Source organism: Stenotrophomonas sp. AR029 (assembly GCF_047520695.2).
GTDB lineage: Bacteria > Pseudomonadota > Gammaproteobacteria > Xanthomonadales > Xanthomonadaceae > Stenotrophomonas > Stenotrophomonas sepilia.
This window is the reverse complement of record NZ_JAXBQQ020000010.1, coordinates 1-26,235: the sequence shown is the minus strand read 5'-3', so window position 1 is coordinate 26,235 and position 26,235 is coordinate 1. Positions and strand designations below refer to the sequence as shown.

Genomic DNA, 26,235 nt, shown 5'->3' with positions numbered 1-26,235 from the left:
TGAGCAAGCGCATGGTTCGGCGATTTGGGCGGAAAGCGGCGCTGGCGCGCAGTCGGCGGCCATCGGCGGAGCCCCTCGTGGCTGGGGCTTGCCGCGAACAGCGGATTTCTGGGGGTTGGCCGGGCGGGTGGGCTGCGTAGGGGGCGCTGCAAGTACGTCCATGTAAGCTCGGTCGCCGCATCCATGCGGCTCACGCCCCTGCGCAGCCCACCCGCCCGGCCACGGACAGGTTCCTGCGCGGCCAGCCACGAAAGACAGAAGAAAAAAACAAAGGCAAAAGCCGGTCGCTGCGCTCTTCAATGCCTGATTTCTGACATTTCCTGGTTGCCGGCCAGCGGCCGGCACTACCGGGAAGCGTCCACGCATGGCCGCAGATCGCGGGAAACTGTCGGGGCGGGGTGGTGGGAGCCAGCAGGACCGTTGGCGCCATGGAGGGCGCCATCGAGCCCCCATGGATGGGTTTACGGCGTGTCCTGCTGGCTCCCACCGCCCCGCCAGCTCACAGAAGCCAGCTCTTGCTGTTGCTTTGGCCGTTGCTGTTGCTTTGGCCGTTGCCGTTGCTTCGGCCGTGGCCTCGGCGGGTGCCGGGCGCCGCCCGGCCAAAGCCCACCCCCCGCTTCCGGTACAATGTCGGGCCCGTTTCCCAACTACGGTTCCCCGGACATGATGGTCCTCGAGGGCGCGCCCGCCCTGTCGCCGTTCCGCCGCGAACGTCTTGAATCCCGCCTGCAGTCCATCGCTCCCTCCCTGCGCATCAGCGGCGCCTGGCACGTCTACTTCGTGCAGCCCGAAGGCAGCGCCGCCCCCGACCTGACCACGCTGTGCCGCATCCTCGAAGCGGCGCCGCAGGCCGAAGCCGTGGCCGAAGGCGCAGTCAGCCGCATCGTGGTGCCGCGCCTGGGCACGCTGTCGCCGTGGTCGAGCAAGGCCACCGAACTGGTCCGCGGTGCCGGCCAGCCGGTCAGCCGGGTCGAACGTGGCCTGCGCATCGACGTGCAGGGCTGGCCGGCCGATGCCGACGCTCAGCAGGCGCTGGTCAAGGCGCTGCACGACCCGATGACGCAGTCGGTGCTGGAGACCGTGGAGCAGGGCCAGGCGCTGTTCTCGGCGCCAGCGCGTGGCGAGCTGGAACGCGTGCCGGTGGACCAGCTGGAGGCCGCCAACCAGCGCCTCGGCCTGGCCATGGCCCAGGACGAGATCGACTACCTGCGTGAACGCTTCACCGCGCTGGGCCGCTCGCCGTCGGACGTGGAACTGATGATGTTCGCGCAGGCCAATTCCGAGCACTGCCGCCACAAGATCTTCAACGCCAGCTGGACCATCGACGGCCAGGAGCAGGACCGCTCGCTGTTCCGGATGATCAAGAACACCCACCAGCAGACCCCGCAGCACACGCTCAGCGCGTACAGCGACAACGCCGCGGTGATCGAAGGCCATCCGGCCTCGCGCTATCGCCCCGATCCGGCCAGTGGCGAATACCGCCGCGAAGCGCAGGTGCCCAGTGCCTTCCAGATCAAGGTGGAAACCCACAACCACCCAACCGCGATCGCACCGTTCCCGGGCGCCTCGACCGGCGCGGGTGGCGAGATCCGCGACGAAGGCGCGACCGGCCGCGGTGGCAAGCCGAAGGCGGGCCTGACCGGCTTCTCGGTCTCGCACCTGCGCATTCCGGAATTGCCGCAGCCGTGGGAGGCGCCGCGCGCGCTGAACCCGCGCATGGCACCGGCGCTGGAAATCATGACCGACGGCCCGCTCGGCGGCGCCGCGTTCAACAACGAGTTCGGCCGCCCGAACCTGCTCGGCTACTTCCGCAGCTTCGAGCTGCCGGAAGGCGCCGATCTGGTGCGCGCCTACGACAAGCCGATCATGCTGGCCGGTGGCCTCGGCGCGATCGACCGCGTGCAGGTCGACAAGATCCCGCTGCAGGCCGGTGATGCGGTGATCGTACTGGGTGGCCCGGCGATGCTGATCGGCCTGGGCGGCGGTGCGGCCAGTTCGGTGGCCTCCGGTGAAAGCGCCGAGGACCTGGACTTCGCCAGCGTGCAGCGCGACAACCCGGAAATGGAGCGCCGCTGCCAGGAGGTCATCGACCGCTGCGTGGCGATGGGCGCCAACAACCCGATCAAGTTCTTCCACGACGTCGGCGCCGGTGGCCTGTCCAACGCCATCCCCGAACTGCTGCACGACTCGAACGTCGGTGGTGTCATCGACCTGGGCAAGGTGCCCACCGATGATCCGTCGCTGTCGCCGATGCAGCTGTGGTGCAACGAGTCGCAGGAACGCTACGTGCTGGGCGTGGCCCAGGAACGCCTGGCCGAGTTCGCCGCGCTGTGCGCCCGCGAGCGCTGCCCGTTCGCTGCGGTCGGTGTGGCCACCGCCGAGGAACATCTGGTGGTGGCCTACGGTGCCGTGCCGGGCCACACCCCGGCCGATGCACCGATCGACCTGCCGATGGACGTGCTGTTCGGCAAGCCGCCGAAGATGCACCGCGATACCGCGCACCCGCCGGCACCGCGCTGGCCGGCGCTGAAGACCGGTGGCCTGGACCTGCAGGAAGCCGGCCTGCGCGTGCTCGCGCACCCGACCGTGGCCTCGAAGAACTTCCTGGTCACCATCGGTGATCGCAGCGTCGGCGGCCTGACCGCGCGCGAGCAGATGGTCGGCCCGTGGCAGCTGCCGGTGGCCGACGTGGCAATCACCCTGGCCGACTTCGACGGCGTAGCCGGTGAGGCGATGTCGATCGGCGAGCGCACCCCGCTGGCCCTGCTCGATGCCGCTGCTTCGGCACGCATGGCGGTGGGCGAAGCGCTGACCAACCTGTGCGCGGCCCCGGTCGATGCGCTGGATGAGATCAAGCTGTCGGCGAACTGGATGGCCGCGGCCGGTCACCCAGGCGAAGACGCGCTGCTGTACGACGCGGTGAAGGCGGTGGGCATGGAACTCTGCCCGCAGCTGGACATCAGCATCCCGGTGGGCAAGGACTCGCTGTCAATGCAGGCGCAGTGGCACGACCAGGGTGAAGCGCACAAGAGTGTGTCGCCGGTGTCGCTGGTGATCTCGGCGTTCGCGCCGGTCGCCGACGTGCGCCAGCAGTTGACCCCGCTGCTCGACCGGGAGGTGGACAGCGAGCTGTGGCTGATCGGCCTCGGTGCCGGCAAGCAGCGCCTGGGGGGGTCGATCCTGGCCCAGGTGCATGCCGACCACGGCGACCTGCCGGCCTTCGCCGGTGCCGCCCCGGACCTGGACGATCCGCAGCGCCTGCGGGGTTTCTTCGAGCTGATCCGCGATGCACGCCAGTCCGGCCTGCTGCTGGCCTATCACGACCGCAGCGACGGCGGTGCTTTCGCCGCGCTGTGCGAAATGGCCTTCACCTCGCGCCTGGGCCTGGACATCGCCCTCGATGCCTGGGGTGACGATCCGTTCCGCAGCCTCTTCAACGAAGAACTGGGCGCGGTGGTGCAGATCGCGCGCGAAGACCGTGCAGCGTTTGCCGACCTGGTTGAACGCCATGCATTGACCGAATGCGCGCAGCGCATCGCCAAGCCAACCACCGCACCGGTGGTGCGCGTGTCGCTGGGCGGCGAGAACCTGGCCGAGTGGCGCTGGGAGGCCTTGTTCGATGCCTGGTGGTCGGTCACCCACGCGATGCAGAAGCGCCGCGACAACCCGGCCAATGCCGATGCCGAGCGCGAGATCGCGCGTGCCTTCAACGCACCGGGCCTGAAGCCGAAGCTCAGCTTCGACCTCAACGAGGATGTGGCGGCACCGTTCATCAGCAGCGGTGCGCGTCCGCGCGTGGCGGTGCTGCGCGAGCAGGGCGTCAACGGCCAGATCGAAATGGCCAACGCCTTCGAGCGTGCCGGCTTCCGTGCCTTCGACGTGCACATGAGCGACCTGATTGAAGGCCGCGTGGCTCTGCAGGATTTCACCGGCCTGGTGGCCTGTGGTGGCTTCAGCTATGGCGACGTGCTCGGTGCCGGCCGTGGCTGGGCCACCTCGATCCTGGAGCGCAGCGCACTGCGTGATGCCTTCGCCGCGTTCTTCGCGCGCGAAGACAGCTTCGCGCTGGGCGTATGCAACGGCTGCCAGATGATGAGCCAGCTGAAGAACATCATTCCGGGTGCCGAGCACTGGCCGCAGTTCCGTCGCAACGCCAGCGAGCAGTTCGAAGCCCGCACCGCGCTGCTGGAAGTGGTGGAATCGCCGTCGATCCTGCTGCGTGGCATGGCCGGCTCGCGCCTGCAGGTGGCGGTGGCGCATGGTGAAGGCCAGGCCGTGTTCGACAATGCCGTCGACCAGGCTGCTGCACGTGTCTCGCTGCGCTACATCGATGGCAATGGCAAGGTGGCCAGCCAGTACCCGCTGAACCCGAACGGTTCGCCGGACGGCATCACCGGCCTGACCAGCAGCGACGGCCGCGTCACCATCATGATGCCGCACCCGGAACGTACCCCGCGCGCGCTCAACCTGAGCTGGGCACCGGCGGAATGGCAGGGTGATTCGCCGTGGATGCGCATGTTCCGCAACGCGCGGGTGTGGTGCGGCTGATCGCATCGTTCCGCGCAGGCCGCAATGCCACCGCGTATGGAAAAACCCGCCGCTTCGTCGGCGGGTTTTTCTTTGCGCGCGTGAAACCCTTGTCGTGCCCGCTAGTTACATCGGTTTTCATGCGCCAGCGGTCCGTCACGTGTACCTAACAAAATACTTTTATAAACACGTGAAATGGTGAACTGCTTCACGGCAATAGCATTTGTCGTGTCAAAGTCTTGACGATCTGCAAAGTTGCCGTTAACACTTGAACCCCGTTTCAGAACCATTCATTCCGCAGTAACCGCTCGGCGCACGCGCTCGGTTTTCTGTCGCTGCGCGCCGTTCGGCAATACCCCGCAGTAAATCACGCGAATAAACGCCCCCAGGGGACGTTGGGCCACAAGGCCCGGCGGTGGCGTTGCTTTGCCCAAAACCAGTCCAATCAGGAGCCGTACCGATGAATCGGATTTATCGCAAGGTCTGGAACAAAGCATTGGGTCAGTTGGTGGTGGCCTCGGAACTGGCCTCCTCCGACAGCAGCGGTGGTGTTGTCGACCAGCGCCGCGATACGACACAGGCCACGCCCGCGCTGTTGGCGGTGGCACTGGGCCTGGTACTGGGATTGGGCATGAGCGGTTCCGCCATTGCACAGTCAGTGCAGATCGGCGGCAGCGCTACCTGCGTCGCATTCAGCGGCAAGCTGCTGGAAAAGTGCCTGATCGAAGGCTCGGCCACGGCCAAGGGCAGCAACGCGGTGGCGATCGGCAGCAACAGCAATGCCAGCGCCGCCAACAGCGTGGCGCTGGGCGCTGGCTCCAAAGCAGCGCGGGCCAATACCGTGTCCGTCGGCGACGCCGGCAAGGAACGGCAGATCACCAACGTGGCCGCTGGTACCCAGGCCACCGATGCGGTGAACAAGTCACAGCTGGATGCGCAGGCGCGCGCCACGCAGGCCGCGCTGGCGGATGTCGCCGCAGATGGAAACCGCTATTTCAAGGCCGATGGCGCAGGTGATGACAGCGACGCGGCGAAGATCGACGGGCAGGGCGCGGTTGCAGCGGGCGCCGGTGCGCAGTCGTTGGCCAATGCCACCACCGCCATCGGTACCCAGGCGATTGCCGCCGGCCTGGGCGCCAGCGCGTTCGGCCAGGGCGCATTGGCAATCGGTGACGCCAGCGTGGTGGTCGGGCAGAGTGCTGCCGCGTTCGGTCTTGGTGACACCGCCGTCGGCGCCAGTGCCTACGCTGCAAGCGAGAATGGCGCGGCCACCGCCCTGGGTGCGCTGTCCGAAGCCACCGCCGATGGCGCCACTGCCGTGGGTGGCGGTGCCGTGGCGATGGGCCCGGGCAGTACCGCACTGGGCCGCGGCGCCACTGCCGCCAATGAAGCATCAATCGCGGTGGGTGCGTTCAGCACCGCCGTCGGTGAGTACAGCACCGCGCTGGGGTCCAACTCGGCGGCGGTTGCCACCGGCAGCGTGGCGCTGGGCGCCGGCTCGCTGGCCGACCGCGTCGATACCGTCTCTGTCGGCGCCGCCGAATATGGCCTGACCCGGCAGATCACCAGCGTCGCTGCGGGTACTGAAGATACCGACGCGGTCAATGTCGGCCAGTTGAAGAACGTGGCCGCCGTGGCCGATGCCACGGCCAAGCGTTTCCAGGCCACTGGCAGCAGCAACAGCGACGCCGGCGCGCTGGCCGAAGGTGACGAGGCGCTGGCGGCCGGCGAGGCGGCCAACGCCATCGGCAACGGCACCACCGCCGTGGGTGCCGGCGCCACGGCCGTTGCGCAGAACGCCACCGCCGTCGGCAACAACGCGCTGGCGTCGGGCCAGAACAGCGCCGCGTTCGGCAACAACGCACAGGCCAACGGCCCGGGCAGTGTCGCCGTCGGTGGTGCTGCGGTGGATGCCGACGGCAACCCGCTGATCACCAGTGGCGGCGTGCCGGTGGAAACCGGCGCCACCAGCGCAGGTGTCGGTGGCACCGCAGTCGGCGCCAGTGCCGAAGCCAGTGGATTTGCGGCGTCGTCCTACGGCGTTGGCGCGTATGCCGCCGGTGCGCAGTCGTCGGCATTCGGTGCGGTCGCCAATGCCATCGGTGACTACTCCACCGCACTGGGTACGCAGAGTACCGCCACCGGTACCAGCAGCGTCGCCATCGGCGGCCCGGCCGACCTGATTCCGGGCCTGGGCTTCTTCGTGCAGACCCAGGCCAGCGGCGAAGCCGCCACCGCGGTCGGCGCCGGCGCTATCGCCAGCGGTGATCGTGCGGTGGCCAACGGCAGCCTGACCGAAGCATCCGGTGTGGAATCCACCGCCGTGGGCTACTTCGCCTATGCCCCGGGTGAGAATGCCAGCGCGCTCGGTGCGCAGACCTGGGCCAGCGGTGCGCAGAGCACCGCCGTCGGTTATTACGCCACCGCTCGCGGTGCCAACAGCGTTGCACTGGGCGCGAACTCCGAAGCTGTCCGCGCCAACAGCGTAGCGGTCGGCAGCGCAGGCAACGAACGGCAGATCACCAGCGTTGCCGCGGGCAGTGAAGCCACCGATGCGGTCAATCTGGCCCAGTTGAAGGGCGTCGCTGCCGTGGCTGATGCCACCGCCAAGCACTTCCAGGCCACCGGCAGCAGCAACAGCGATGCCGGTGCGCTGGCCGAAGGCGAAGATGCGCTGGCCGCCGGCGAGGCGGCCAACGCGATCGGCAATGGCACCAGTGCACTGGGTGCGGGCGCCGTCGCCATCGCGCAGAGCGCCACTGCCGTCGGCAGCAATGCGCTGGCTTCGGGGCAGGGCAGCGCGGCCTTCGGCGCGGCGGCCACCGCCAGTGGCAGCAACGCCACCGCCCTGGGAACGCAGAGCAGCGCCACCGGCGCCGGCAGCGTCGCCATCGGTGGCCCGGCCGACATCGTGCCGGGCATGGGCCTGTATGTGCAGACGCGGGCCAGCGGTGTGTCCTCCACCGCGGTAGGCGGCGGTGCGGTCGCCAGTGGTGACCGTTCGTTGGCCAACGGCAGCTTCACCGAAGCAGTGGGCGCGGAATCCACCGCGCTGGGTTACTTCGCTTATGCCGCAGGCGACAACGCCAGTGCACTGGGCGCGCAGACCTGGGCCATCGGCAAGGACAGCACGGCCATCGGCTACTACGCCACCGCTGGCGCCGAAAACAGTGTCGCGCTGGGCGCCTATTCGGGCTCCAATCGGGCCAATACGGTGGCCGTGGGCACCAATGGCAATGAACGCCAGATCGTCAGCGTGGCCGCGGGTACGCAGGCGACGGATGCAGTGAACAAGGCGCAGCTGGACGCTGTGGCCAGCACCGCCGACGGCACCGCGCGCTTCTTCCAGGCACAGCCCGAAGCGGGCAGTGATGCCGGTGCGTTCGCCGAGGGCGAAGGTGCGGTTGCGGCCGGCTCCTCGAGCAACGCGGTCGGTGCTGGTGCAGTTGCACATGGCGCTGCCGCGTCAGCGATCGGTGATGACAGCGTGGCGGTGGGTCGCAACAGCAGCGCCACCGGCAACGGCGGTGTTGCCATCGGTGGCCTCGGACAGGCCTACGACGAGTACAACCAGCCGATCATCGGCGCCGACGGAAAGGCGCAACAGGTGGGCACCACGGCGGTTGCCGATGCCACGGCGGTCGGCAGCGGTGCGCAGGCCACCGGTGCCGTGAGCAGCGCGTTCGGCAATGCCGCCAAGGCCAGCGGCGACAACAGCTTCGCGGCCGGCGGCAAGTCGCGTGCGACCGGCAGCTATGCCGTTGCGGTCGGTGACAGCGCCTTCGCCAGCCGCGATGACAGCACCGCTGTCGGTGGCTACAGCTGGGCCACGGCCAGTGGTGCGAGCGCCTTCGGTTCCGGTGCATGGGCCACCGCCACCAACGCCTCGGCGTTCGGCAACGCGGCATGGGCCAGCGGCAGTGGCGCAACCTCCATCGGATACAACAGCTGGGCCAATGGTGCCAGCTCAACCGCAGTCGGCCGTGGTGCCTTCGGCTATGGCGACAACAGCGTGGCGCTGGGCTTCCAGGCGCTGGGTAACAGCCTCAACAGCATTGCCATCGGCACCAACACGGTGGCCGGTGGTGAAAGCGCGATCGCGCTCGGGGCCGGTAGCAACGCCAGCGCCAGCAACGCTGTCGCGCTCGGCGCCGGCTCGGTTGCCAACCGCGCCCGCAGCGTGTCGGTCGGCAGCACCGGCAACGAGCGGCAGATCACCAACGTCGCCGCTGGCACCCAGGCCACCGATGCGGTGAACAAGGCACAGCTGGATGCGGTCGCGAGTACCGCCACCACCACCAGCCGCTTCTTCCAGGCCAGTGGCAGCGGTGACGACGTAGCCGGTGCGCTGGTGGAGGGTGACAACGCGCTGGCCGCCGGTGATGCGGCCAACGCCATCGGCAACGGTGCCACCGCACTCGGCAGTGGTGCCAATGCGCTGGCCAACAACGCGCAGGCGATCGGTCTCAACGCGCTGGCCAGCGCCGCCAACGCCAGCGCCGTCGGTGCCAACGCACAGGCGACCGGTGAGTACGCCACCGCGCAGGGTGCGGAAAGCGAAGCCAGCGGCGAGCAGAGCGCGGCGTTCGGTGCCGCCAGCATCGCCAGTGGTGCCGGCAGTACCGCCAACGGTGTGTTGTCCGAAGCCTCCGGCGAGGAAGCCGTGGCGGTGGGCTACTTCAGCAATGCCAGCGGCAGCGGCGCCACCGCGGTCGGCAGCGAAAGCGTCGCCAGCGGCACGGCGTCGGCAGCGTTCGGCATCGGCGCCGAAGCGACCGGTGGCTACAGCACCGCCATCGGTGGCTATTCCCAGGCATCGGCGTTCAACGCCACCGCTTTCGGCAACTTCGCCAGTGCCACCGGTTCCAACAGCGTGGCGCTGGGCGGCGACTCCGAGGCGTCGGGTGCCTACAGCACCGCCACCGGCCAGGGTAGCCTGGCCACCGGCACCAACAGCGTCGCCGTCGGTGGTTCGCTGTTTGGCGTGCTGGCCACCGAAGCATCGGGCAATTACTCCACCGCCGTCGGTGGCGGCGCCTGGTCCGGCGGCATCAACAGCACCGCACTGGGCAACGCCGCCGAATCGCGCGCTGCCAACAGCGTGGCGCTGGGTGCCGATTCGATCGCGGACCGTGACAACACCGTGTCGGTAGGCGGTGCTGGCAACACCCGCCAGATCACCAACGTGGCCGATGGCACGCAGGGCAATGATGCGGTCAACAAGAACCAGCTTGACGCCGTAGCCGCAGCAGCGGAGAAGACCAGCAGGCAGTTCCAGGCCAGTGGCAACGCCGAGGGTGAAACCGGCGCCCTGGTCGAGGGTGACAACGCGCTGGCGGCCGGTGATGCGGCCAACGCCATCGGCAACGGTGCCACCGCACTCGGCAGCGGCGCCAATGCACTGGCCGCCAACGCCACGGCGGTCGGCATCGATGCGCTGGCCACCGGCAACAACGCCGCAGCACTGGGCAGTACCGCACAGGCCACCGGCGAAGACAGCCTTGCGCTCGGTACCGGCGCCAGCGCCAGCGAGCTCGGCGCCAGCGCGGTAGGGGCGCGTGCGCAGGCCAGTGGTGCGTACAGCACCGCGACCGGCACCGAATCCAACGCCAGTGGCACGCAGGCACTGGCCAGTGGCTTCCGCAGTGCCGCCTCTGCCGATGGCACCACCGCCGTCGGTGGCTATGCCGAAGCGAGCGGACGCCTCGGCACCGCGTTGGGCTACGGCTCGGCCGCCAGCGGGGCCAACACCACCGCGGTCGGCTTCGGTGCCGCCGCAGCCGGTACCGGTGCCGTGGCCGTGGGCCAGTCCAGCGAGGCCAGTGGCGAGGAGAGCGTGGCCATTGGTGGCAGCACCTTCTTCGGCTTGATCCCGTCGCGTGCCAGCGGCACCGGCGCGGCGGCCTTCGGTGCCGGCGCCTGGGCGACCGAAGATTACGCCACCGCGATCGGCTGGAATTCGTGGGCGGATGCCGCAGATGGCACGGCACTGGGCGCCAGTGCCACCGCCAGTGGGTTGAACAGCGTGGCGCTGGGCGCCGGCTCCAAGGCCGAGCGCGACAATACCGTGGCCGTGGGCACCGCGGGCGGTGAGCGCCAGGTGACGCATGTGGCAGCCGGCACCGAGGCCACCGACGCGGTGAACAAGGGCCAGCTGGACGCGGTTGCCAGCGTTGCCGACAGGACTGCCCGGCAGTTCCAGGCCAGCGGCAACGCCGACGGCGAAGCCGGTGCCCTGGTCGACGGCGACAACGCACTGGCCGCCGGTAACGCGGCCAACGCCGTCGGCAACGGCGCCACCGCGCTGGGCAGCGGAGCCAATGCCATGGCCGTCAACGCCACCGCCGTCGGCGTCGATGCCCTGGCCACCGGCAACAACGCCGCGGCTCTGGGCAACAACGCACAGGCCAGTGGTGTCGACAGCGTGGCGGTGGGCAGCGGCGCCAGCGCCAGCGAACTCGGTGCCAGCGCCAGCGGCACCGGTGCCCAGGCCAAGGGTGCCTACAGCACCGCCAGTGGTGCGCAGGCCACGGCCAGCGGCACGCAGTCGCAGGCCAGCGGCTTCCGCGCCAACGCCTCGGCTGACGGTGCCTCCGCGCTGGGCAGCTATGCCGAAGCCAGTGGCCGGCTTGGTACGGCGGTCGGCTACGGCAGCAAGGCCACCGGCGCGAATGCCACCGCAGTGGGTGTCAGCGCCAATGCGTCGGCAGCCGGCAGCATCGCACTGGGTGCCGGCTCGGTGGCTGATCGTGCCAACACCGTGTCAGTGGGCAGCAGCACCAGTGATCGTCAGATCACCCGTGTCGCCGCCGGTACCGAGCGCACCGATGCAGTCAATCGTGGCCAGCTCGATGCGGTCGCGGCGACCGCCGATGGCACCGCACGCTACGTCAAGGCCACTGGTGCGGGTACCGCCAGTGCCAGCGGCAGCGATGCCGCTGCGGTCGGTTCGGCCGCCACTGCCAGTGGTGCACGCAGCAATGCGCTGGGTGCCAACGCGATGGCCATTGGCAATGGTGCGCTTGCACTGGGCAACAGCGCCGGCGCGTCCGGTGCGAACTCGGTGGCTCTGGGGGCGGGTTCGCGTGCGCTCGATGCCAACGTGGTCTCGGTCGGCGGCGGCAATGGCACCGATGGCCCGGCCACGCGGCGCATCGTCAATGTGGCCGACGGCCGCATCGCTGCCGGCAGCACCGATGCGGTCACCGGTTCGCAGCTCAACGTCACCAACCAGCGCGTGGGCGCAGTGGAAACCCGCGTCGGTGATTTCGATTCGCGCATCGCGACGGTCGAGACCACGGCGGCCAGTGCAGTCGGCTATGACGACGCCAGCCGTGATCGCCTGACCCTCTCCGGCTTCCAGGGCACCACCATCGACAACGTCGGTGCCGGCAGCATCGCCGCCGGCAGCCGCCAGGCGATCAATGGCGGGCAGTTGTTCCAGTCGCTCAGTGATGCCGCCAGCTTCCTCGGCGGTGGCGCCAGCGTCGGCATGCAGGGCGTGTTCGTGGCGCCGAACTACGTGATCCAGGGCGCCACCTACAGCAACGTCGGCGATGCGCTCGGTGCGCTGGACCGCAAGGTCAGCGAGATCGATCGCCGCACCGCCGGAGGCACGCGTTCGGGAACGGCAAGCCTGCGTTCGATGAGTGCCTCGCTGGATGAAAGCGCACTGGCCAGCGTCGCCGACGCACCGGCCACCGCCGACGCGGCACCGGCCAGCACCGCACGCGTGCAGGGCACGCCGACGGCCGCCGCCGCCGGTGCCGGGATTCCGGTTGGCACCCCGGCCACGGGCTTCAATGCCGTCGCCATGGGGGAGGGCGCAGTGGCCAGTGGCGCCTCGTCCACCGCCATCGGCCAGGGTGCCAGTGCCACGGCTGCCAACGCGGTGGCTTTGGGCCAGGGCTCGGTTGCCGATCGTGCCAACACCGTGTCGGTCGGTAGCGAAGGCAACGAACGCCAGGTCACCAACGTCGCCGCCGGCACCACTGCCACCGACGCCGTCAACAAGGGCCAGCTGGACCGTGGCATGGCCACTGCCAACAGCTACACCGACAGCCGCGTGCAGGCCGTCGCCGACAGCTTCGATGTGTTCAAGGGCGAGATCGACGGGCGCCTGCGCCACATGGATCGCCGCATCGACCGCCAGGGCGCCATGAGCGCGGCGATGCTCAACATGGCCACCAGTGCCGCCGGTATCCGCACCCAGAACCGGGTCGGCGTCGGCATCGGTTTCCAGGGCGGCGAGTCGGCGTTGTCGCTGGGCTACCAGCGTGCGATCAGCGATCGCGCCACGGTCACCTTCGGCGGTGCCTTCAGCAGTGACGACAGCTCGGTCGGCGTTGGTGCCGGCTTCGGCTGGTAAGCCAAACCACTGCGCCGGCGGCCACCCACGCCGGCGCCAAACCTGCAATCAGGGCCTGGGGGGAGGTCACGGCAATCCCGGCTGGGCCGGCCGGGAGTCGTCAAGGAATGATGGCCGCAGTGTTGGTTCGATCCATGACCCAGAAGAGGAATTTCGACGTGATCAAGAAGCAGAACCTTCGCATCAATGTGCTTGCCGCCGCCGTGCTGTCGATGACCGCGGTGGGTGCCGTCCACGCCGCCGGGTTGCCGACCCGTGAACCGGTGCGCCAGGCCAGCACCGCCGAGCCGGGCGCCGAGCGCATCATCGTCAAGTATCGTGCTGGCACCGCTGCGGCGGACGACCGTTCGGCCAAGCTGTCCGCCGTGCAGTCCGCGCTGACCCGCGCCAGCCTGTCCGGTGGCGCCGCCCGCGCCAGCACGCTTGGCCCGCAGGTCGTGCGCAAGCTCGGCGTCGGTGCCGACCTGATCCGCCTGCAGGGCCGCCTGGCGCCTGCGGAACTGCAGCGCGTGCTGAAGGAGCTGAAGGCCGACCCGGCCGTGCAGTACGCCGAAGCCGACGTGAAGCTGCGCCGCACCGAGCTGCGCGCCGGTGACGTGCAGCCGGCGCTGGCGCCGAACGATCCGTACTACCAGCAGTACCAGTGGCACCTGCACAACGCCACCGGTGGCATCAACGCACCGTCGGCGTGGGATGTATCGCAGGGCGAGGGCGTGGTGGTGGCCGTGCTCGACACCGGCATCCTGCCGCAGCACCCGGACCTGGTCGGCAACCTGCTGGAAGGCTACGACTTCATCAGCGACGCCGAGACGTCGCGCCGTGCCACCAACGATCGCGTGCCGGGCGCGCAGGACTATGGCGACTGGGTCGAGAACGACAATGAGTGCTACACCGGCTCCGTCGCGGAGGACAGCTCCTGGCACGGTACCCATGTGGCCGGCACCGTGGCCGAGCAGACCAACAACGGCGTCGGCATGGCCGGTGTCGCGCACAAGGCCAAGGTGCTGCCGGTCCGCGTGCTCGGCAAGTGCGGTGGCTACCTTTCCGATATCGCCGACGCCATCACCTGGGCCTCCGGCGGCACCGTGGCGGGCGTGCCCGCCAATGCCAACCCGGCCGAGATCATCAACATGAGCCTGGGTGGAAGTGGCAGCTGTGACGGAACCTACCAGGATGCGATCAATGGCGCGATCTCGCGTGGCACCACCGTGGTCGTGGCGGCCGGCAACGAGACCGACAACGCATCCAAGTACCGTCCGGCCAGTTGCGACGGCGTAGTGACCGTCGGCGCCACCCGCATCACCGGCGGCATCACCTACTACTCCAACTACGGCACCCGCGTGGACCTGTCCGGTCCGGGTGGTGGCGGCAGCGTCGATGGCAATCCGGGCGGCTACGTCTGGCAGTCCGGTTCCGATGCGGCCACCACGCCGGAGTCAGGCAGCTACAGCTACATGGGCATGGGTGGCACGTCGATGGCCTCGCCGCACGTGGCTGCCGTCGCTGCACTGGTGCAGAGCGCGCTGATCGCCAAGGGCAAGGATCCGCTGGCCCCCGCCGCGATGCGCGCGCTGCTGAAGGAAACCGCGCGCCCGTTCCCGGTCAGTATCCCGGCCGCCACTCCGATCGGCACCGGCATCGTCGATGCCAAGGCGGCGCTGGCCAAGGCACTGGAAGAGCCGTGCACCGAGAACTGCGGGCCGGTGGCGACGCCGCTGACCAACAAGGCCGCCGTGGGGGGCCTGAACGGTACGGCCGGCAGCAGCCGCCTGTACAGCTTCGAGGCAGCCGCCGGAAAGCAGCTCAGCGTGATCACCTACGGTGGCACCGGCAACGTGTCGGTCTACATCGCCCAGGGACGCGAGCCGAGCGCCAGCGACAACGATGGCAAGTCGACCCGTCCCGGCACGTCCGAAACGGTACGGGTGAACAAGCCGGTGGCAGGCACCTACTACATCAAGGTGGTGGGCGAAGCGGCCTACAACGGCGTGAGCATCCTCGCCACGCAGTAAGCCTGACGTGTCGTAGTTGAACGGCCGAGGCCCGTCATCCTGTGTGACGGGCTTCGTCTTTTTACGAAAGCTGGCCGCAGGGCGGCGGAAATCATGGCTTAACTGCTAAAGTCGGTCCGATTGACAGGAGAGTCACGTGAACGCGCTCGCTGCAACCGTTACCGACGATGCCGAAGGCCGCATCCTGGATGCGCTGCTGGCACGCGGCCGGCTCAAGGAAGGAGACCTGGCGCGCGCGCGGCCGCTGCACGCCGAGGCCGGCGGCAGCCTGCTGGGCCTGCTGGTGCGCCTGGGCCTGGTGTCTGAACGCGACCAGGCACAGGCCAGCGCCGAGGTGCTGGGCCTGCCGCTGCTGGAGGGCAAACAGGTGCCGGAGGCCCCGCCGCAGGCGCTGGCCGAGGGACTGCCGCTGTCGCTGCGTTTCCTGAAGCAGTTCCATGTGTGCCCGCTGGAGTTGAATGAACACGGGGTGCGTCTGTGGCTGGCCGATGCCCACGATGCCTATCCGCAGCAGGCCGTGCAGTTGGCGCTGGGGGTTCCGGTGACACCGGTGCTGGGCATGCGCGCGGAGATCGATGACCTGGTCGAGCGCTGGTTCGGCCAGGGCCGCAGCGCGATGGGCGCGATCGTGGAAACCGCCGATGGCGAGGGCGGCGCGGTCGACGATATCGAGCACCTGCGCGACCTCGCTTCGGAAGCGCCGGTGATCCGTCTGGTCAACCTGGTTATCCAGCGTGCGGTGGAACTGCGCGCTTCGGATATCCATGTCGAACCGTTCGAGAGCCGGTTGAAGGTCCGCTACCGGGTCGATGGCGTGCTGATGGAGGGCGAGAGCCCGCCGGCCAATCTCACCGCCGCGGTGATCAGCCGCATCAAGATCATGGCCCGGCTCAACATCGCCGAGCGCCGCCTGCCGCAGGACGGCCGCATCATGCTGCGCGTGCAGGGCAAGGAGCTGGACCTGCGCGTGAGTACCGTGCCTACCGCGCATGGCGAAAGCGTGGTGATGCGCCTGCTGGACCGCGAAACGGTGGTCTTCGATTTCCACCGGCTCGGCTTCACCGACGCCTTCCTGCCGCAGTTCCGCAAGGTGCTGGAACAGCCGCACGGCATCCTGCTGGTGACCGGCCCGACCGGCTCGGGCAAGACCACCACGCTGTACACCGCGCTGAGCCAGCTCAACACCGCCGACGTCAAGATCATCACGGTGGAAGATCCGGTCGAATACCAGATCGAGGGCATCAACCAGATCCAGGCCAAGCCGCAGATCGGCCTGGATTTCGCCAACGCGCTGCGCAGCATCGTCCGCCAGGATCCGGACATCATCATGATCGGTGAAATGCGCGACCTGGAAACCGCGCGCATCGCCATCCAGTCGGCACTGACCGGCCACCTGGTGCTGTCCACCCTGCACACCAACAATGCGGCCGGTGGCATCACCCGCCTGCTCGACATGGGCGTGGAGGATTACCTGCTCACCTCGACCATCAACGGCATCCTGGCCCAGCGCCTGGTGCGCCGGCTGGAGCCCACCCATGCCGAACGCTACGCAGCCTCGCCAGAGGAGATCGAACGCTTCGAGCTGCGCCGCCTGCAGCCGGAGGGACCGATCCACCTTTACCGTCCGAAGCCCTCGGCGCTGGCGCCGACCGGCTACCTGGGGCGTACCACCATCATGGAATTCCTGGTGATGAACGATGCGCTGCGGCGTGCGGTGATGCGTCGCGATGGCATGGGCGAGATCGAGCGCATCGCCCGCGAAGCCGGCATGCGCACCATGTACGAGGATGGCCTGTCCAAGGCGCTGAGCGGACAGACCACCATCGAGGAAGTGCTGCGCGTGACCGAGGAAAGCTGATGCGCGCAGGACGCCGGGGCTGACATGCCGAACTACCGCTACAAGGCGCTCAATCCGCACGGTGAGGTCTTCGACGGGCAGATGGAAGCGGCCAGCGAGGCCGAGCTGATCGCGCGCCTGCAGGACCAGGGCCACCTGCCGATGGAGACGCAGCTGGCCGACGCCGGCGCGATCGGCGGCCGCAGCTGGCGCAACCTGCTGCAGCAGCGCCCCCTGCAGGGCGCCGCCCTGCTGCAGTTCACCCAGCAGCTGGCGACCCTGCTCGGTGCCGGCCAGCCGCTGGACCGCGCGCTGTCGATCCTGCTGGGGTTGCCCGAGGACGAACGATCGCGCCGCGCGATCACCGACATCCGCGACGTGGTGCGCGGCGGTGCACCGCTGTCCACCGCGCTGGAACGCCAGCATGGGCTGTTCTCGCGCCTTTACGTGAACATGGTGCGCGCCGGCGAAGCCGGCGGCAGCCTGCATGAAACCCTGCAACGCCTGGCCGACTACCTGGAGCGCAGCCGCGCGCTGCAGGGCAAGGTCATCAACGCGCTGGTCTACCCGGCGATCCTGCTGGTGGTGGTGGGCGGTGCGCTGCTGTTCCTGCTTGGCTACGTGGTGCCGCAGTTCGCGCAGATGTACGAGAGCCTGGACGTGGCGCTGCCGTGGTTCACCAATGCGGTGCTGCAGCTGGGCCTGTTCGTGCGCGACTGGTGGGTGCTGCTGCTGGTGGTGCCGGCGCTGCTGGCGCTGTTCTTCGAGCGCAAGGCGCGGCAACCGGCGTTCCGGCTGGCGCTGGATGGCTGGCTGCTGCAGCGCCGTGGCATCGGCCGTCTCGTCGGTGAACTGGAGACCGCGCGCCTGGCGCGCACGCTGGGCACCCTGCTGCGCAACGGCGTACCCCTGCTGGGCGCACTGGGCATCGCGCGCAACGTACTGGGCAACCGCGCGCTGGCCGCCGATGTGGAAGCGGCCGCCGATGAAGTGAAAAATGGTGCCGGCCTGTCGCTGGCACTGTCGCGCGGCAAGCGCTTCCCGCGCCTGGCCCTGCAGATGATCCAGGTCGGCGAGGAATCCGGCGCCCTCGATACCATGCTGCTGAAGGCCGCCGACACCTTCGAACAGGATAGTGCCCGGCGCATCGACCGCCTGCTGGCGGCGATGGTGCCGGCGATCACCCTGGTGCTGGCCTCGGTGGTGGGCGCGGTGATCGTGGCCGTGCTGGTGCCGCTGTACGACCTGACCAATGCCATCGGTTGACGATGGCACTCCCTGCAACCCCGACACTCCGCAACTGAAAGGACCGTCCATGATTGCCCGTCGCCGACCGATCCGCCTTTCCTTCACCGCCGCGCGCAACCAGTCGGGCATGAGCCTGCTGGAAATCATCATCGTCATCGTGCTGATCGGCGCGGTGCTGACCCTGGTCGCCAGCCGCGTACTGGGCGGTGCCGACCGTGGCAAGGCCAACATCGCCAAGGCGCAGGTGCAGACCGTGGCGTCCAAGATCGACAACTACCAGATCGACACCGGCAAGCTGCCCGGCTCGCTCAATGACCTGGTGACCGCACCGGCCGGTGTTGGCGGCTGGCTCGGTCCGTACGCCAAGCCGGCCGACCTGAACGACCCGTGGGGCCACGCCCTGGAATACCGCGCACCGGGCGAAGGCCAGCCGTATGAGCTGGTCAGCCTGGGCAAGGATGGCAAGGCCGGCGGTAGCAGCGTCGACGCTGACATCCGCTACCAGCCGTAACCGCGCATGACGTATTTCCTGCCGCGCCGGTTGCCCCACCCGCGCCTGCACGGCAGGCGCGCGGCGGGACTGTCGCTGCTGGAAATGCTGCTGGTGATCGCACTGATCGCGGCGATCGGCCTGATCACCGCCGCTGGCCTGTCGCGTGGTTTCGCCGGCATGCAGCTGCGCAGCGCCGGCAAGGACATCGCCAGCCAGCTGCGCATGGTGCGCGCGCAGGCAATCGCCCGCGGCGAACCGCAGCGCTTCGTCATCGAGCCGGCGCGGCGGCGCTGGGAGGGCGCCAACCAGCGCCACGGTGAGGTGCCCGCACAGCTGCAGGTGCAGTTCGAAGGCGCCGCGCAGCTGGCCACCGCGCCAGGGCAGGGCGTGATCGAATTCCATCCCGATGGTGGCTCCAGCGGTGGCCGCATCCGGTTGCAGCGCGACGGCGCCGAATGGCGCGTCGACGTCGGCTGGCTCACCGGCGAGGTCCGCTCCGGCCCCTGGCGGGCGCAATGAAGCGGCGCGCGCGTGGCTTCACCCTGCTGGAAGTGATCATCGCCTTCGCCCTGCTGGGCCTGGCGTTGACCCTGCTGCTGGGCAGCCTGTCCGGCGGCGCAAAACAGGTGCGCGATGCCGAGCTGCGCACGCGCGCGGTGCTGCATGCACAGTCGTTGCTGGCCGAGGCCGGCGTTGACGCACCGCTGCAGGTGGGCAGCCAGCAGGGTGACTGGGAACAGGGGCGCTATCACTGGGAACTGCAGGTTCAGCCGTGGGTGGAACCACGCGCTGGCAATGTCGTGCAGGCCACGTCACCGGGGACCCCATGGCTGGCAGAGCTGCAATTGCAGGTGCGTTGGGGTGACAGCGAGCGCGAGCAGCTGCGCTGGCGCAGCCTGCGCCTGTTGCCGCCCGACCTGGAGAATGCGCGGTGAGGCGCCGCGCCGCAGGTTTCACCCTGGTCGAAGTGATGCTGGCCACCGTGCTGCTGGCCGGCGGCCTGGCGTTGGCCTTTGCCAGCGTGCGCTCGGCGATGGCGGTCAGCCAGCGTGGCGAGCAGATCGCCGCCGAGAGCGAACGCATGCGCGCGGTCGAGTCCTTGCTTCGCAGGCAGCTGGCGGGCGCGTTGCGCACCCCGCTTGAGGTTCCGGACCCCACCCGCGAACCGATCTTCTTCCAGGGGGAGGAGCAACGCATGTTGTTCGCCGCCGACCTGCCCGGATACCTCGGCCGTGGCGGCCCCTACCTGCACGCGCTGCAGGTCGACGGACGCGATGGCCAACAGCGCCTGCTGCTGGACCTGGTGCTGCTGCAGGAAGGCGAGCGCATCGCCGAGAATCCACCGCGCCCGCCCGAGGTGCTGGTGGAGAACCTGAAGTCGGTGCAGCTGCGCTATCGGGGTATCGATGCCAGCACTGGGCAGGTGACCGACTGGATGCCGCGCTGGGACGACACCCGCCGCCTGCCGATGCTGGTGGAGATCCAGATCGTGCCGGCCCGGGGAGCGCCGTGGCCACCGCTGGTGGTGGCGCTGCGCGCCGGTGGCAGCGGAGGCGCGCGATGAGGCGTCAGGCTGGGGCGGCATTGGTGCTGGTGCTGTGGCTGATCGCGTTGATGACCGCGCTGGTCGGCGCATTCGCGCTGAGCGCACGGGTCGAACACCTGCAGCAGCGCGTGCTGGATGACGATGCACGCGGGCAGGAACGTGCGCGTGCCGGCCTCGAATATGCCCTGCTGCGCCTGTCGGCCGATCCGCAGCGCGCGCCCTGGCGTGCCGATGGCCGGACCTATCGCTGGCAGTTCGACGACGCCAGCATCGAGATCAAGGTGCTGGACGAGAACGGCAAGATCAACCTGAACCTGGCCGATGCCGCGCTGCTGACCGCCTTCCTCAAGGCGCTGGGTGAAGACGATGCCCAGGCCCGGCAGCTGGCCGCGGCCATCATCGACTGGCGTGACGAGGACAGCCTGCTGCAGCCGGGCGGTGGTGCTGAAGCGCAGGACTACGCCGCAGCCGGGTTGCCCTATGGCCCACGCAACAAGCGCTTCGAGACCCTGGGCGAGCTGCAGCGCGTGCTGGGCATGCGCGGCACGCTGTACCGGGCGATGTTGCCGCACCTGACCCTGTACAGCCGCCAGGCCCGGCCGGATCCGCAGTTCGCCAGTGCGCCGGTGCTGAGCGCGCTGGGGCTGGATGCGGACAGGGTGATGGCGCAGCGCGCACAGCAGGAGCGTGATGCAGATTCCGCTGGTGGTACGACAACGCTTGCCAGCAGCAGCGGCACCTATAGTATCGAGTCCGCTGCCATCGACAGCAGTGGACGCAGGTCGGTGTTGCAGGCAGTGGTACGCAGTGGCTCGGGCGGGGTTCCCGGGCGGACCTACACAGTGCTTCGCTGGGAGCAGGGAATGACAGCAAGATGACGGCGTGGCAGGACAGTCTGCGGCAAGTGCAGGGCCGGATCGGCCCGGGTGCTGGCCGCTTCCTGCGCTGGTGGCGGCAGTCGCTGCTGGCCTGGGTACCGGTGCGCTGGCAATGGGCGTTGGGCTGGGGCCAGGCCCGCCTGTTGCTGCAGCCTGAGAGCGACCAGCTGCAGGTCTGGCGTGAGGCCGGTGAACGCCGCGAAGTGGTGGCGCGCCTGCCGTGGCCGCTGTCGCCGGTGGAACTGGACCGGGTACTCGAGCCGCGCCTGCGCAGCCTGCCCCGGGTGTGGCTGCTGCCCGCGGCGGATGTGCTGCGGCGCACGCTGCGCCTGCCCGCCGCGGCGGCTGACCGCCTGCGTGCCGTGGTCGGTTTCGAAATCGACCGGCAGACCCCGTTCGAAGCGTCCCAGGTCAGCTATGACGTGCGTGAACTCGGCGCGGGCGGCGAAGGGCAGTTGCAGGTCGAACTGGTGGCGTGGCCACTGCGGCAGCTGGAAGCATGGCGCACGCGGGTGGGCCAATGGGCCGATGCGCTGGCCGGCGTCGATGCCATCGATGCGCAGGGCAACGTGTTGCAGGTGAACCTGCTGCCGCCCGCGCAGCGCCAATTGCGGCCAGACCCGATGCGGCGCTGGAACCTGCTGCTGGCAGCGGCATCCGTCGTGATGCTGGTACTGGCCGCGGTGCAGTTGCTGGACAACCGCCAGGCCGCCGCCGACGAACTGCGTGCGCAGGTCGAGCGCAGCGCGCGCAGCGCGCGTGGCGTGGCCAGCGAACGCGCGCAGCTGCAGGCGCTGATCGATGGTGCTGCGTTCCTTGAGAAGCAGCGCAACCAGCGCGCCGGTACGGTGGAGATCTGGAACGAACTGACCCGGCGCCTGCCGGAAGGCACCTACCTGGAAAAGCTGGCGATCGAGAACAACAACCTGCAGCTGATCGGCCTGAGCCGCGAAGCATCGCAGCTGGTGCAGCTGCTGCAGGATGCACCGCAGTGGCGCAAGGTCAACCTGACCGGGGTGCTGCAGGCCGATGGCGCGGCCAGTGGCCGCGACCGCTTCACCATGACCGCCGAACTGCAGCCGTTGCCGGCCGCAGCACCGACCCCGGAGGCGGCCGATGCCGATGCCAAGCGCACGCCGTGATCGCTGGTTGGCGCTGGCACTGCTGCTGGCAGTGCTGGGCCTGGCTTATCTGCTGCTGGTGCACCCCTGGTTCACCCAGCCGCTGCGTGCGATCGATGCCGATGTCGCCGCCCTGCGCGAACGCGAGTCGCGCGTGCAGGCGCAGCTGCAGCAGCAGCCGCAGATCGAACAGCGCCTTCGCGCTACCCGCGAGGCACTGCAGCAGCGGCCAGGCTTCCTGCGCGAAGCCACTGCCGAAGCTGCCGCCGCTGCATTGGGCGCCCGGCTGCAGGATGCGGTGGCGATGGCCAGCCCGGGCAACCGCAGCTGCACCATCAGCAACCGCACGCCGCTGACCGACAACCGGCGCGATGCCGAGTTCGTGCGCGTCGCCATGCAGGTGCGCCTGCGCTGCGGCGTGGCCGAACTGGCCACCGTGCTGCACAGCCTCGAAACCGGCAGCCCCCGCCTGTTCGTCGACAACCTCAACCTGATCGCGCAGCGCTTCCAGCAATCGCCGAACGAATCGGGGCTGGGCCTGGATGTGTCCTTCGAGCTGGCCGGCTATCTGCTGCCAGGCGCCGCCGCCGACGGCACGGTACCGGCACCCGCTGCGGCACCGTCCACGTCGCCGGCCGAGGCCACGCCTGCGCCCCAGCCGGCGCCCCCGTCCGAAGGGCCGGAGGTGGCCGATGAAGCTTGAGCAGATCAGCCTGCGTACCGGCTTCCTGCTGGCACTGGCCGGCTGGGCGGCGGCGGTCTGGCTGTCAACCGTGTTCGGGCTGGGCAGCCAGCTGCCGGGCGCCGACGGTGATGCCGACGCCGCGCCATCGCTGCCATCGCTGCCGCCGCTGGCGGCCGAGCGCATGGCCAGCGCCGACAGCTACAGCGCGATCGGTGAGCGCCCGCTATTCGCCGAAGACCGCAGGCCGCGGCCCTATCTGCTGGGGGGCAGCGAACCGGCGGCCAGTGCCGCGTTGCGCCTGACCGGCGTGCTGCTGACCGGCGATTTCGGCATGGCCACCTTCACCACCGAACAGAACCGCTCGCTGCGCCTGCGTCTCAACGGCGAAGCCGTGGATGGCTGGCAGCTGGTGGCGCTGCAGCCGCGCCAGGCCACGGTGATCGGCCCCGGTGGCAACCAGGTCCTGGAACTGGCCGTGTTCAACGGCCAGGGCGGTGAGCCGCCGACGGTGCTGCGCGGTGCCAACGGTGTACCGCCTGCAGGTGCGATCGTTGTGCCGCCTTCGGCGGGTGCTCCGCCGGCGCCGTCCCCGGTCGCGGCCACCCCACCGACGCCGCCCGCCGGCAATGCCCCCACACCTGCGGCGTCAGCTGCAAAAACACCACCGGCCAACAACAACGGTCCCAGCGAAGCGCAGATGCAGGCCATCCGCGAACGCATCCAGGCCCGTCGCCGCCAGCTGCAACAACAGCAGCAACAACCGTCGCCGCCCCCGGGCGATGGCACCAACCGATAGAGTGAATGCATGAACCTGCGTTTTCTTCCCTGGTCCTTTGCCCTCGCGCTGCTGGTCGGCTGCAGTACGGTGTCCGCGCCGCACGTGCAGCGCAACGGCAACCTGTCGCCCAGTGCCGATGCCGGCCAGGCAGCCGACGTCGCCGCCGATGCCGCCCGCGAGAGCCAGGGCGCACCGCAGGCGGTGATCCGCCGCGGCACCGGCACCATGATCAACCGTGAGGCCGCGCGCGCACCGGCACCGGCGCTGCATGGCGCCAGCACCGGCGAGGCCACCTTCAACTTCGAAGGCGAATCGCTGCATGCGGTGGTCAAGGCCATCCTTGGTGACATGCTTGGCCAGAACTACGTGATCGCACCGGGCGTGCAGGGCACGGTCACCCTGGCCACGCCCAAGCCGGTCTCGCCGGCGCAGGCGCTGAACCTGCTGGAGATGGTGCTGGGCTGGAACAACGCACGCATGGTCTACAGCGGTGGGCGCTACAACATCGTCGCCGCCGACCAGGCGCTGGCCGGCACGGTCGCGCCGAGCACCGCGCCGGCGGCCAGCGCACGCGGCTTCGAGGTCCGCGTGGTCCCCCTGCAGTTCATCTCGGCCACCGAGATGAAGAAGGTGCTGGAGCCGTATGCGCGCCCCAACGCCATCGTCAACGTGGACAGCGGCCGCAACGTGATCACCCTCGGTGGTACGCGCGCAGAACTGGAAAACTACCTGCGCACCGTCGAGATCTTCGACGTCGACTGGTTGTCGGGCATGTCGGTGGGCGTGTTCCCGATCCAGTCGGGCAAGGCTGAGCAGGTCGCGGCCGACCTGGAAAAGGTGTTCGGCGAAGAGAGCAAGACGCCCAGTGCTGGCATGTTCCGTTTCCTGCCGCTGGAGAACGCCAACGCCGTGCTGGTGATCACGCCGCAGGTACGCTACCTGGACCAGATCCAGCAGTGGCTGGATCGCATCGACACCGCAGGTGGCAGCGCCCGCCTGTTCTCCTACGAGCTGCGCTACATCAAGGCACGCGACCTGGCCGAGCGCCTCAGCGAGGCCTTCGCCAGCAGTGGCAACCGCGGCGGCTCCGGCCCGGCCTCGCTGGCACCGGGCGCCATCCCGTCGCAGCTGGGCGGTGACGGCGATCGTGGCATGGACAACAACAGCAGCACCCTCGGCTCGACGCTGGGCGGGAGCAGTGGCAGTAGCAGCAGCAACGGCAGCCTGAACCTGCCGCAGCGCCAGCCCGGCAACGTCAGTGTCAGCCTGGAAGTGGAGGGCGACCGCGTCGGCGTGTCGGCGGTGGAGGAGACCAACACCCTGCTGGTTCGCTCGACGCCGCAGGCCTGGCGCTCGATCCGCGAGGTGATCGAGAAGCTGGACGTGATGCCGCTGCAGGTGCACATCGAGGCACAGGTGGCCGAAGTCGCGCTGACCGGTGACCTGAAGTATGGCGTGAACTGGTTCTTCGACAACGCCGTGGCTGGTCGCGCGCTGACCGGCGCACTGGCAGGCCTGACCCTGCCGCCGGCAGCGGGCGGTTCGTGGAATACCTTCGCCGGCGGTGTCACCGGCAACGACGGCGTGGGCTGGGCGTTCACCGGCCACAACGCGGCCGCCGTGGTCAGCGCGCTGGACAAGGTCACCGACCTGCGCCTGCTGCAGACACCGTCGGTGTTCGTGCGCAACAACGCCGAGGCCACGCTCAACGTTGGCGACAAGGTGCCGATCAACACCACCACGGTGAACACCGGCGTGGGCACCAGCACCTACAGCTCGGTGCAGTACATCGACACGGGCGTGATCCTCAAGGTACGCCCGCGCGTGACCCGCGATGGCACTGTGTTCCTGGATATCGTGCAGGAGGTCAGCAGCGCCTCCGACGTGCCGGACGCCTGCAACCCGAACGAGCGCAACTGCAACCCGCGCATCTCGACCAAGAAGCTGTCCACCGAAGCGGCGGTACAGAGCGGCGACACCATCATGCTGGCGGGCCTGATCACCGACTCGGCCACCGATGGCAGCAGCGGCATTCCGGGCCTGAGCAGGATTCCGGTGGTCGGTGCGTTGTTCGGGCAGAAGACCCGCACCAGCCGTCGTTCGGAAGTGATCGTGCTGCTGACCCCGACCATCGTCCGCAACAGCCAGGAATCGCGCAACCTGACCGATGAGTACAGCAAGCGCTTCCGCGCGATGGAGCCGCTGAACCAGCCGCGCGCGAAGAAGTAAGGGGTTTACGGCCGGGCGGCGCCCGGCACCCGCGGTAGTGCCGGCCGCTGGCCGGCAACAGCAGCGGCAACAGCCAAAGCCACAGCAACAGCGGGCATTCCGTGGGATGGCGGGGCGGTGTGGGTGGGCAGGACACGCCGTAAACCCCCAGACCGGCCCAGCCGCTGGCGGCTGGGCGTTCGGGCGCTTGCGAAGCAGTGCTTCGCAAGCAAAGCGCCCTCACCCCTGGGGGCTCGATGGCGCCATCCATGGCGCCAACGGTCCTGCCCACCCACCCCGCCCCACCTCTGACAGATTCCCGCGGCTGTTGGCAGGTGTCGACCTTGGTCGACACGGTAGATCCACGCCATGCGTGGATGACTGTCTGTCAGATTTCGAAATCAGGAAATGGGGTCAGATCCGTTTTCCGCTGGAAAACGGATCTGACCCCCATCAGCACGTCCAACAGATCGCAGAAATCTGTCGAAGGCGGGGTGGGTCCGGTCGCGGGGGGGGCCGCGGCATGGATGCCGC

14 protein-coding genes are annotated in these 26,235 nt (G+C 69.1%); all 14 read left to right on the top strand.

Annotated elements, in window-relative coordinates:
- Positions 1-663: 663 nt before the first annotated feature.
- The 14 genes from purL (at position 664) to gspD (ending at position 25,722) form a co-directional block, all read left to right on the top strand.
- The gene (purL, locus tag ACM0PB_RS19635; RefSeq protein ID WP_138953198.1) at positions 664-4,548 is read left to right on the top strand and encodes a phosphoribosylformylglycinamidine synthase; all 3,885 of its coding nucleotides are present in this window, start codon (positions 664-666) and stop codon (positions 4,546-4,548) included.
- Between the two features lie 439 nt (positions 4,549-4,987).
- On the top strand, positions 4,988-12,895 hold the full coding sequence (locus ACM0PB_RS19630) for an ESPR-type extended signal peptide-containing protein (RefSeq protein ID WP_065186248.1): 7,908 nt from the start codon (positions 4,988-4,990) through the stop codon (positions 12,893-12,895).
- 158 nt (positions 12,896-13,053) lie between these two features.
- Positions 13,054-14,907, top strand: coding sequence for a S8 family peptidase (locus tag ACM0PB_RS19625; RefSeq protein ID WP_414604869.1), 1,854 nt, complete (start codon positions 13,054-13,056; stop codon positions 14,905-14,907).
- A gap of 136 nt (positions 14,908-15,043) precedes the next feature.
- Positions 15,044-16,765, top strand: a complete 1,722-nt coding sequence (gene gspE / locus ACM0PB_RS19620) for a type II secretion system ATPase GspE (protein WP_235649844.1) — start codon at positions 15,044-15,046, stop codon at positions 16,763-16,765.
- A gap of 24 nt (positions 16,766-16,789) precedes the next feature.
- Entirely contained in the window at positions 16,790-18,010 is a 1,221-nt protein-coding gene (gene xpsF / locus ACM0PB_RS19615; protein WP_005415224.1) for a type II secretion system protein XpsF, read from the top strand.
- A gap of 49 nt (positions 18,011-18,059) precedes the next feature.
- On the top strand, positions 18,060-18,503 hold the full coding sequence (gspG, locus tag ACM0PB_RS19610) for a type II secretion system major pseudopilin GspG (RefSeq protein WP_005415225.1): 444 nt from the start codon (positions 18,060-18,062) through the stop codon (positions 18,501-18,503).
- Between the two features lie 6 nt (positions 18,504-18,509).
- Complete coding sequence (gene xpsH / locus ACM0PB_RS19605; RefSeq protein WP_049417201.1) at positions 18,510-19,004, top strand: type II secretion system protein XpsH; 495 nt, start codon at positions 18,510-18,512, stop codon at positions 19,002-19,004.
- On the top strand, positions 19,001-19,420 hold the full coding sequence (gene xpsI, locus ACM0PB_RS19600; protein WP_005415227.1) for a type II secretion system protein XpsI: 420 nt from the start codon (positions 19,001-19,003) through the stop codon (positions 19,418-19,420). Before xpsH ends, xpsI begins: the two co-directional genes overlap by 4 nt.
- The gene (locus tag ACM0PB_RS19595; RefSeq protein WP_053499709.1) at positions 19,417-20,049 is read left to right on the top strand and encodes a type II secretion system protein J; all 633 of its coding nucleotides are present in this window, start codon (positions 19,417-19,419) and stop codon (positions 20,047-20,049) included. Before xpsI ends, ACM0PB_RS19595 begins: the two co-directional genes overlap by 4 nt.
- Positions 20,046-20,909 (top strand): type II secretion system minor pseudopilin, encoded by an 864-nt coding sequence (locus ACM0PB_RS19590; RefSeq protein ID WP_065186247.1) that lies wholly within the window; start codon positions 20,046-20,048, stop codon positions 20,907-20,909. The genes ACM0PB_RS19595 and ACM0PB_RS19590 overlap by 4 nt, the downstream gene beginning before the upstream one ends.
- Positions 20,906-22,051, top strand: coding sequence for a PilN domain-containing protein (locus ACM0PB_RS19585; RefSeq protein WP_065186246.1), 1,146 nt, complete (start codon positions 20,906-20,908; stop codon positions 22,049-22,051). Before ACM0PB_RS19590 ends, ACM0PB_RS19585 begins: the two co-directional genes overlap by 4 nt.
- A complete protein-coding gene (gspM, locus tag ACM0PB_RS19580; RefSeq protein WP_065186245.1) occupies positions 22,026-22,733 on the top strand; it encodes a type II secretion system protein GspM in 708 nt (235 codons plus the stop codon). The genes ACM0PB_RS19585 and gspM overlap by 26 nt, the downstream gene beginning before the upstream one ends.
- Positions 22,723-23,511, top strand: a complete 789-nt coding sequence (locus ACM0PB_RS19575) for a type II secretion system protein, XpsN-like (protein WP_065186244.1) — start codon at positions 22,723-22,725, stop codon at positions 23,509-23,511. Before gspM ends, ACM0PB_RS19575 begins: the two co-directional genes overlap by 11 nt.
- Positions 23,512-23,520: 9 nt before the next feature.
- Positions 23,521-25,722, top strand: a complete 2,202-nt coding sequence (gene gspD / locus ACM0PB_RS19570) for a type II secretion system secretin GspD (protein WP_065186243.1) — start codon at positions 23,521-23,523, stop codon at positions 25,720-25,722.
- Positions 25,723-26,235 lie beyond the last annotated feature (513 nt).

Bases quoted from the DNA above. Each gene is read 5' to 3' on its own strand.
- purL (WP_138953198.1), top strand. From the start codon at position 664: ATGATGGTCCTCGAGGGCGCGCCCGCCCTGTCGCCGTTCCGCCGCGAA.
- ACM0PB_RS19630 (WP_065186248.1), top strand. From the start codon at position 4,988: ATGAATCGGATTTATCGCAAGGTCTGGAACAAAGCATTGGGTCAGTTG.
- xpsF (WP_005415224.1), top strand. From the start codon at position 16,790: ATGCCGAACTACCGCTACAAGGCGCTCAATCCGCACGGTGAGGTCTTC.
- gspG (WP_005415225.1), top strand. From the start codon at position 18,060: ATGATTGCCCGTCGCCGACCGATCCGCCTTTCCTTCACCGCCGCGCGC.
- xpsH (WP_049417201.1), top strand. From the start codon at position 18,510: ATGACGTATTTCCTGCCGCGCCGGTTGCCCCACCCGCGCCTGCACGGC.
- xpsI (WP_005415227.1), top strand. From the start codon at position 19,001: ATGAAGCGGCGCGCGCGTGGCTTCACCCTGCTGGAAGTGATCATCGCC.
- ACM0PB_RS19590 (WP_065186247.1), top strand. From the start codon at position 20,046: ATGAGGCGTCAGGCTGGGGCGGCATTGGTGCTGGTGCTGTGGCTGATC.
- ACM0PB_RS19585 (WP_065186246.1), top strand. From the start codon at position 20,906: ATGACGGCGTGGCAGGACAGTCTGCGGCAAGTGCAGGGCCGGATCGGC.
- gspM (WP_065186245.1), top strand. From the start codon at position 22,026: ATGCCGATGCCAAGCGCACGCCGTGATCGCTGGTTGGCGCTGGCACTG.
- ACM0PB_RS19575 (WP_065186244.1), top strand. From the start codon at position 22,723: ATGAAGCTTGAGCAGATCAGCCTGCGTACCGGCTTCCTGCTGGCACTG.
- gspD (WP_065186243.1), top strand. From the start codon at position 23,521: ATGAACCTGCGTTTTCTTCCCTGGTCCTTTGCCCTCGCGCTGCTGGTC.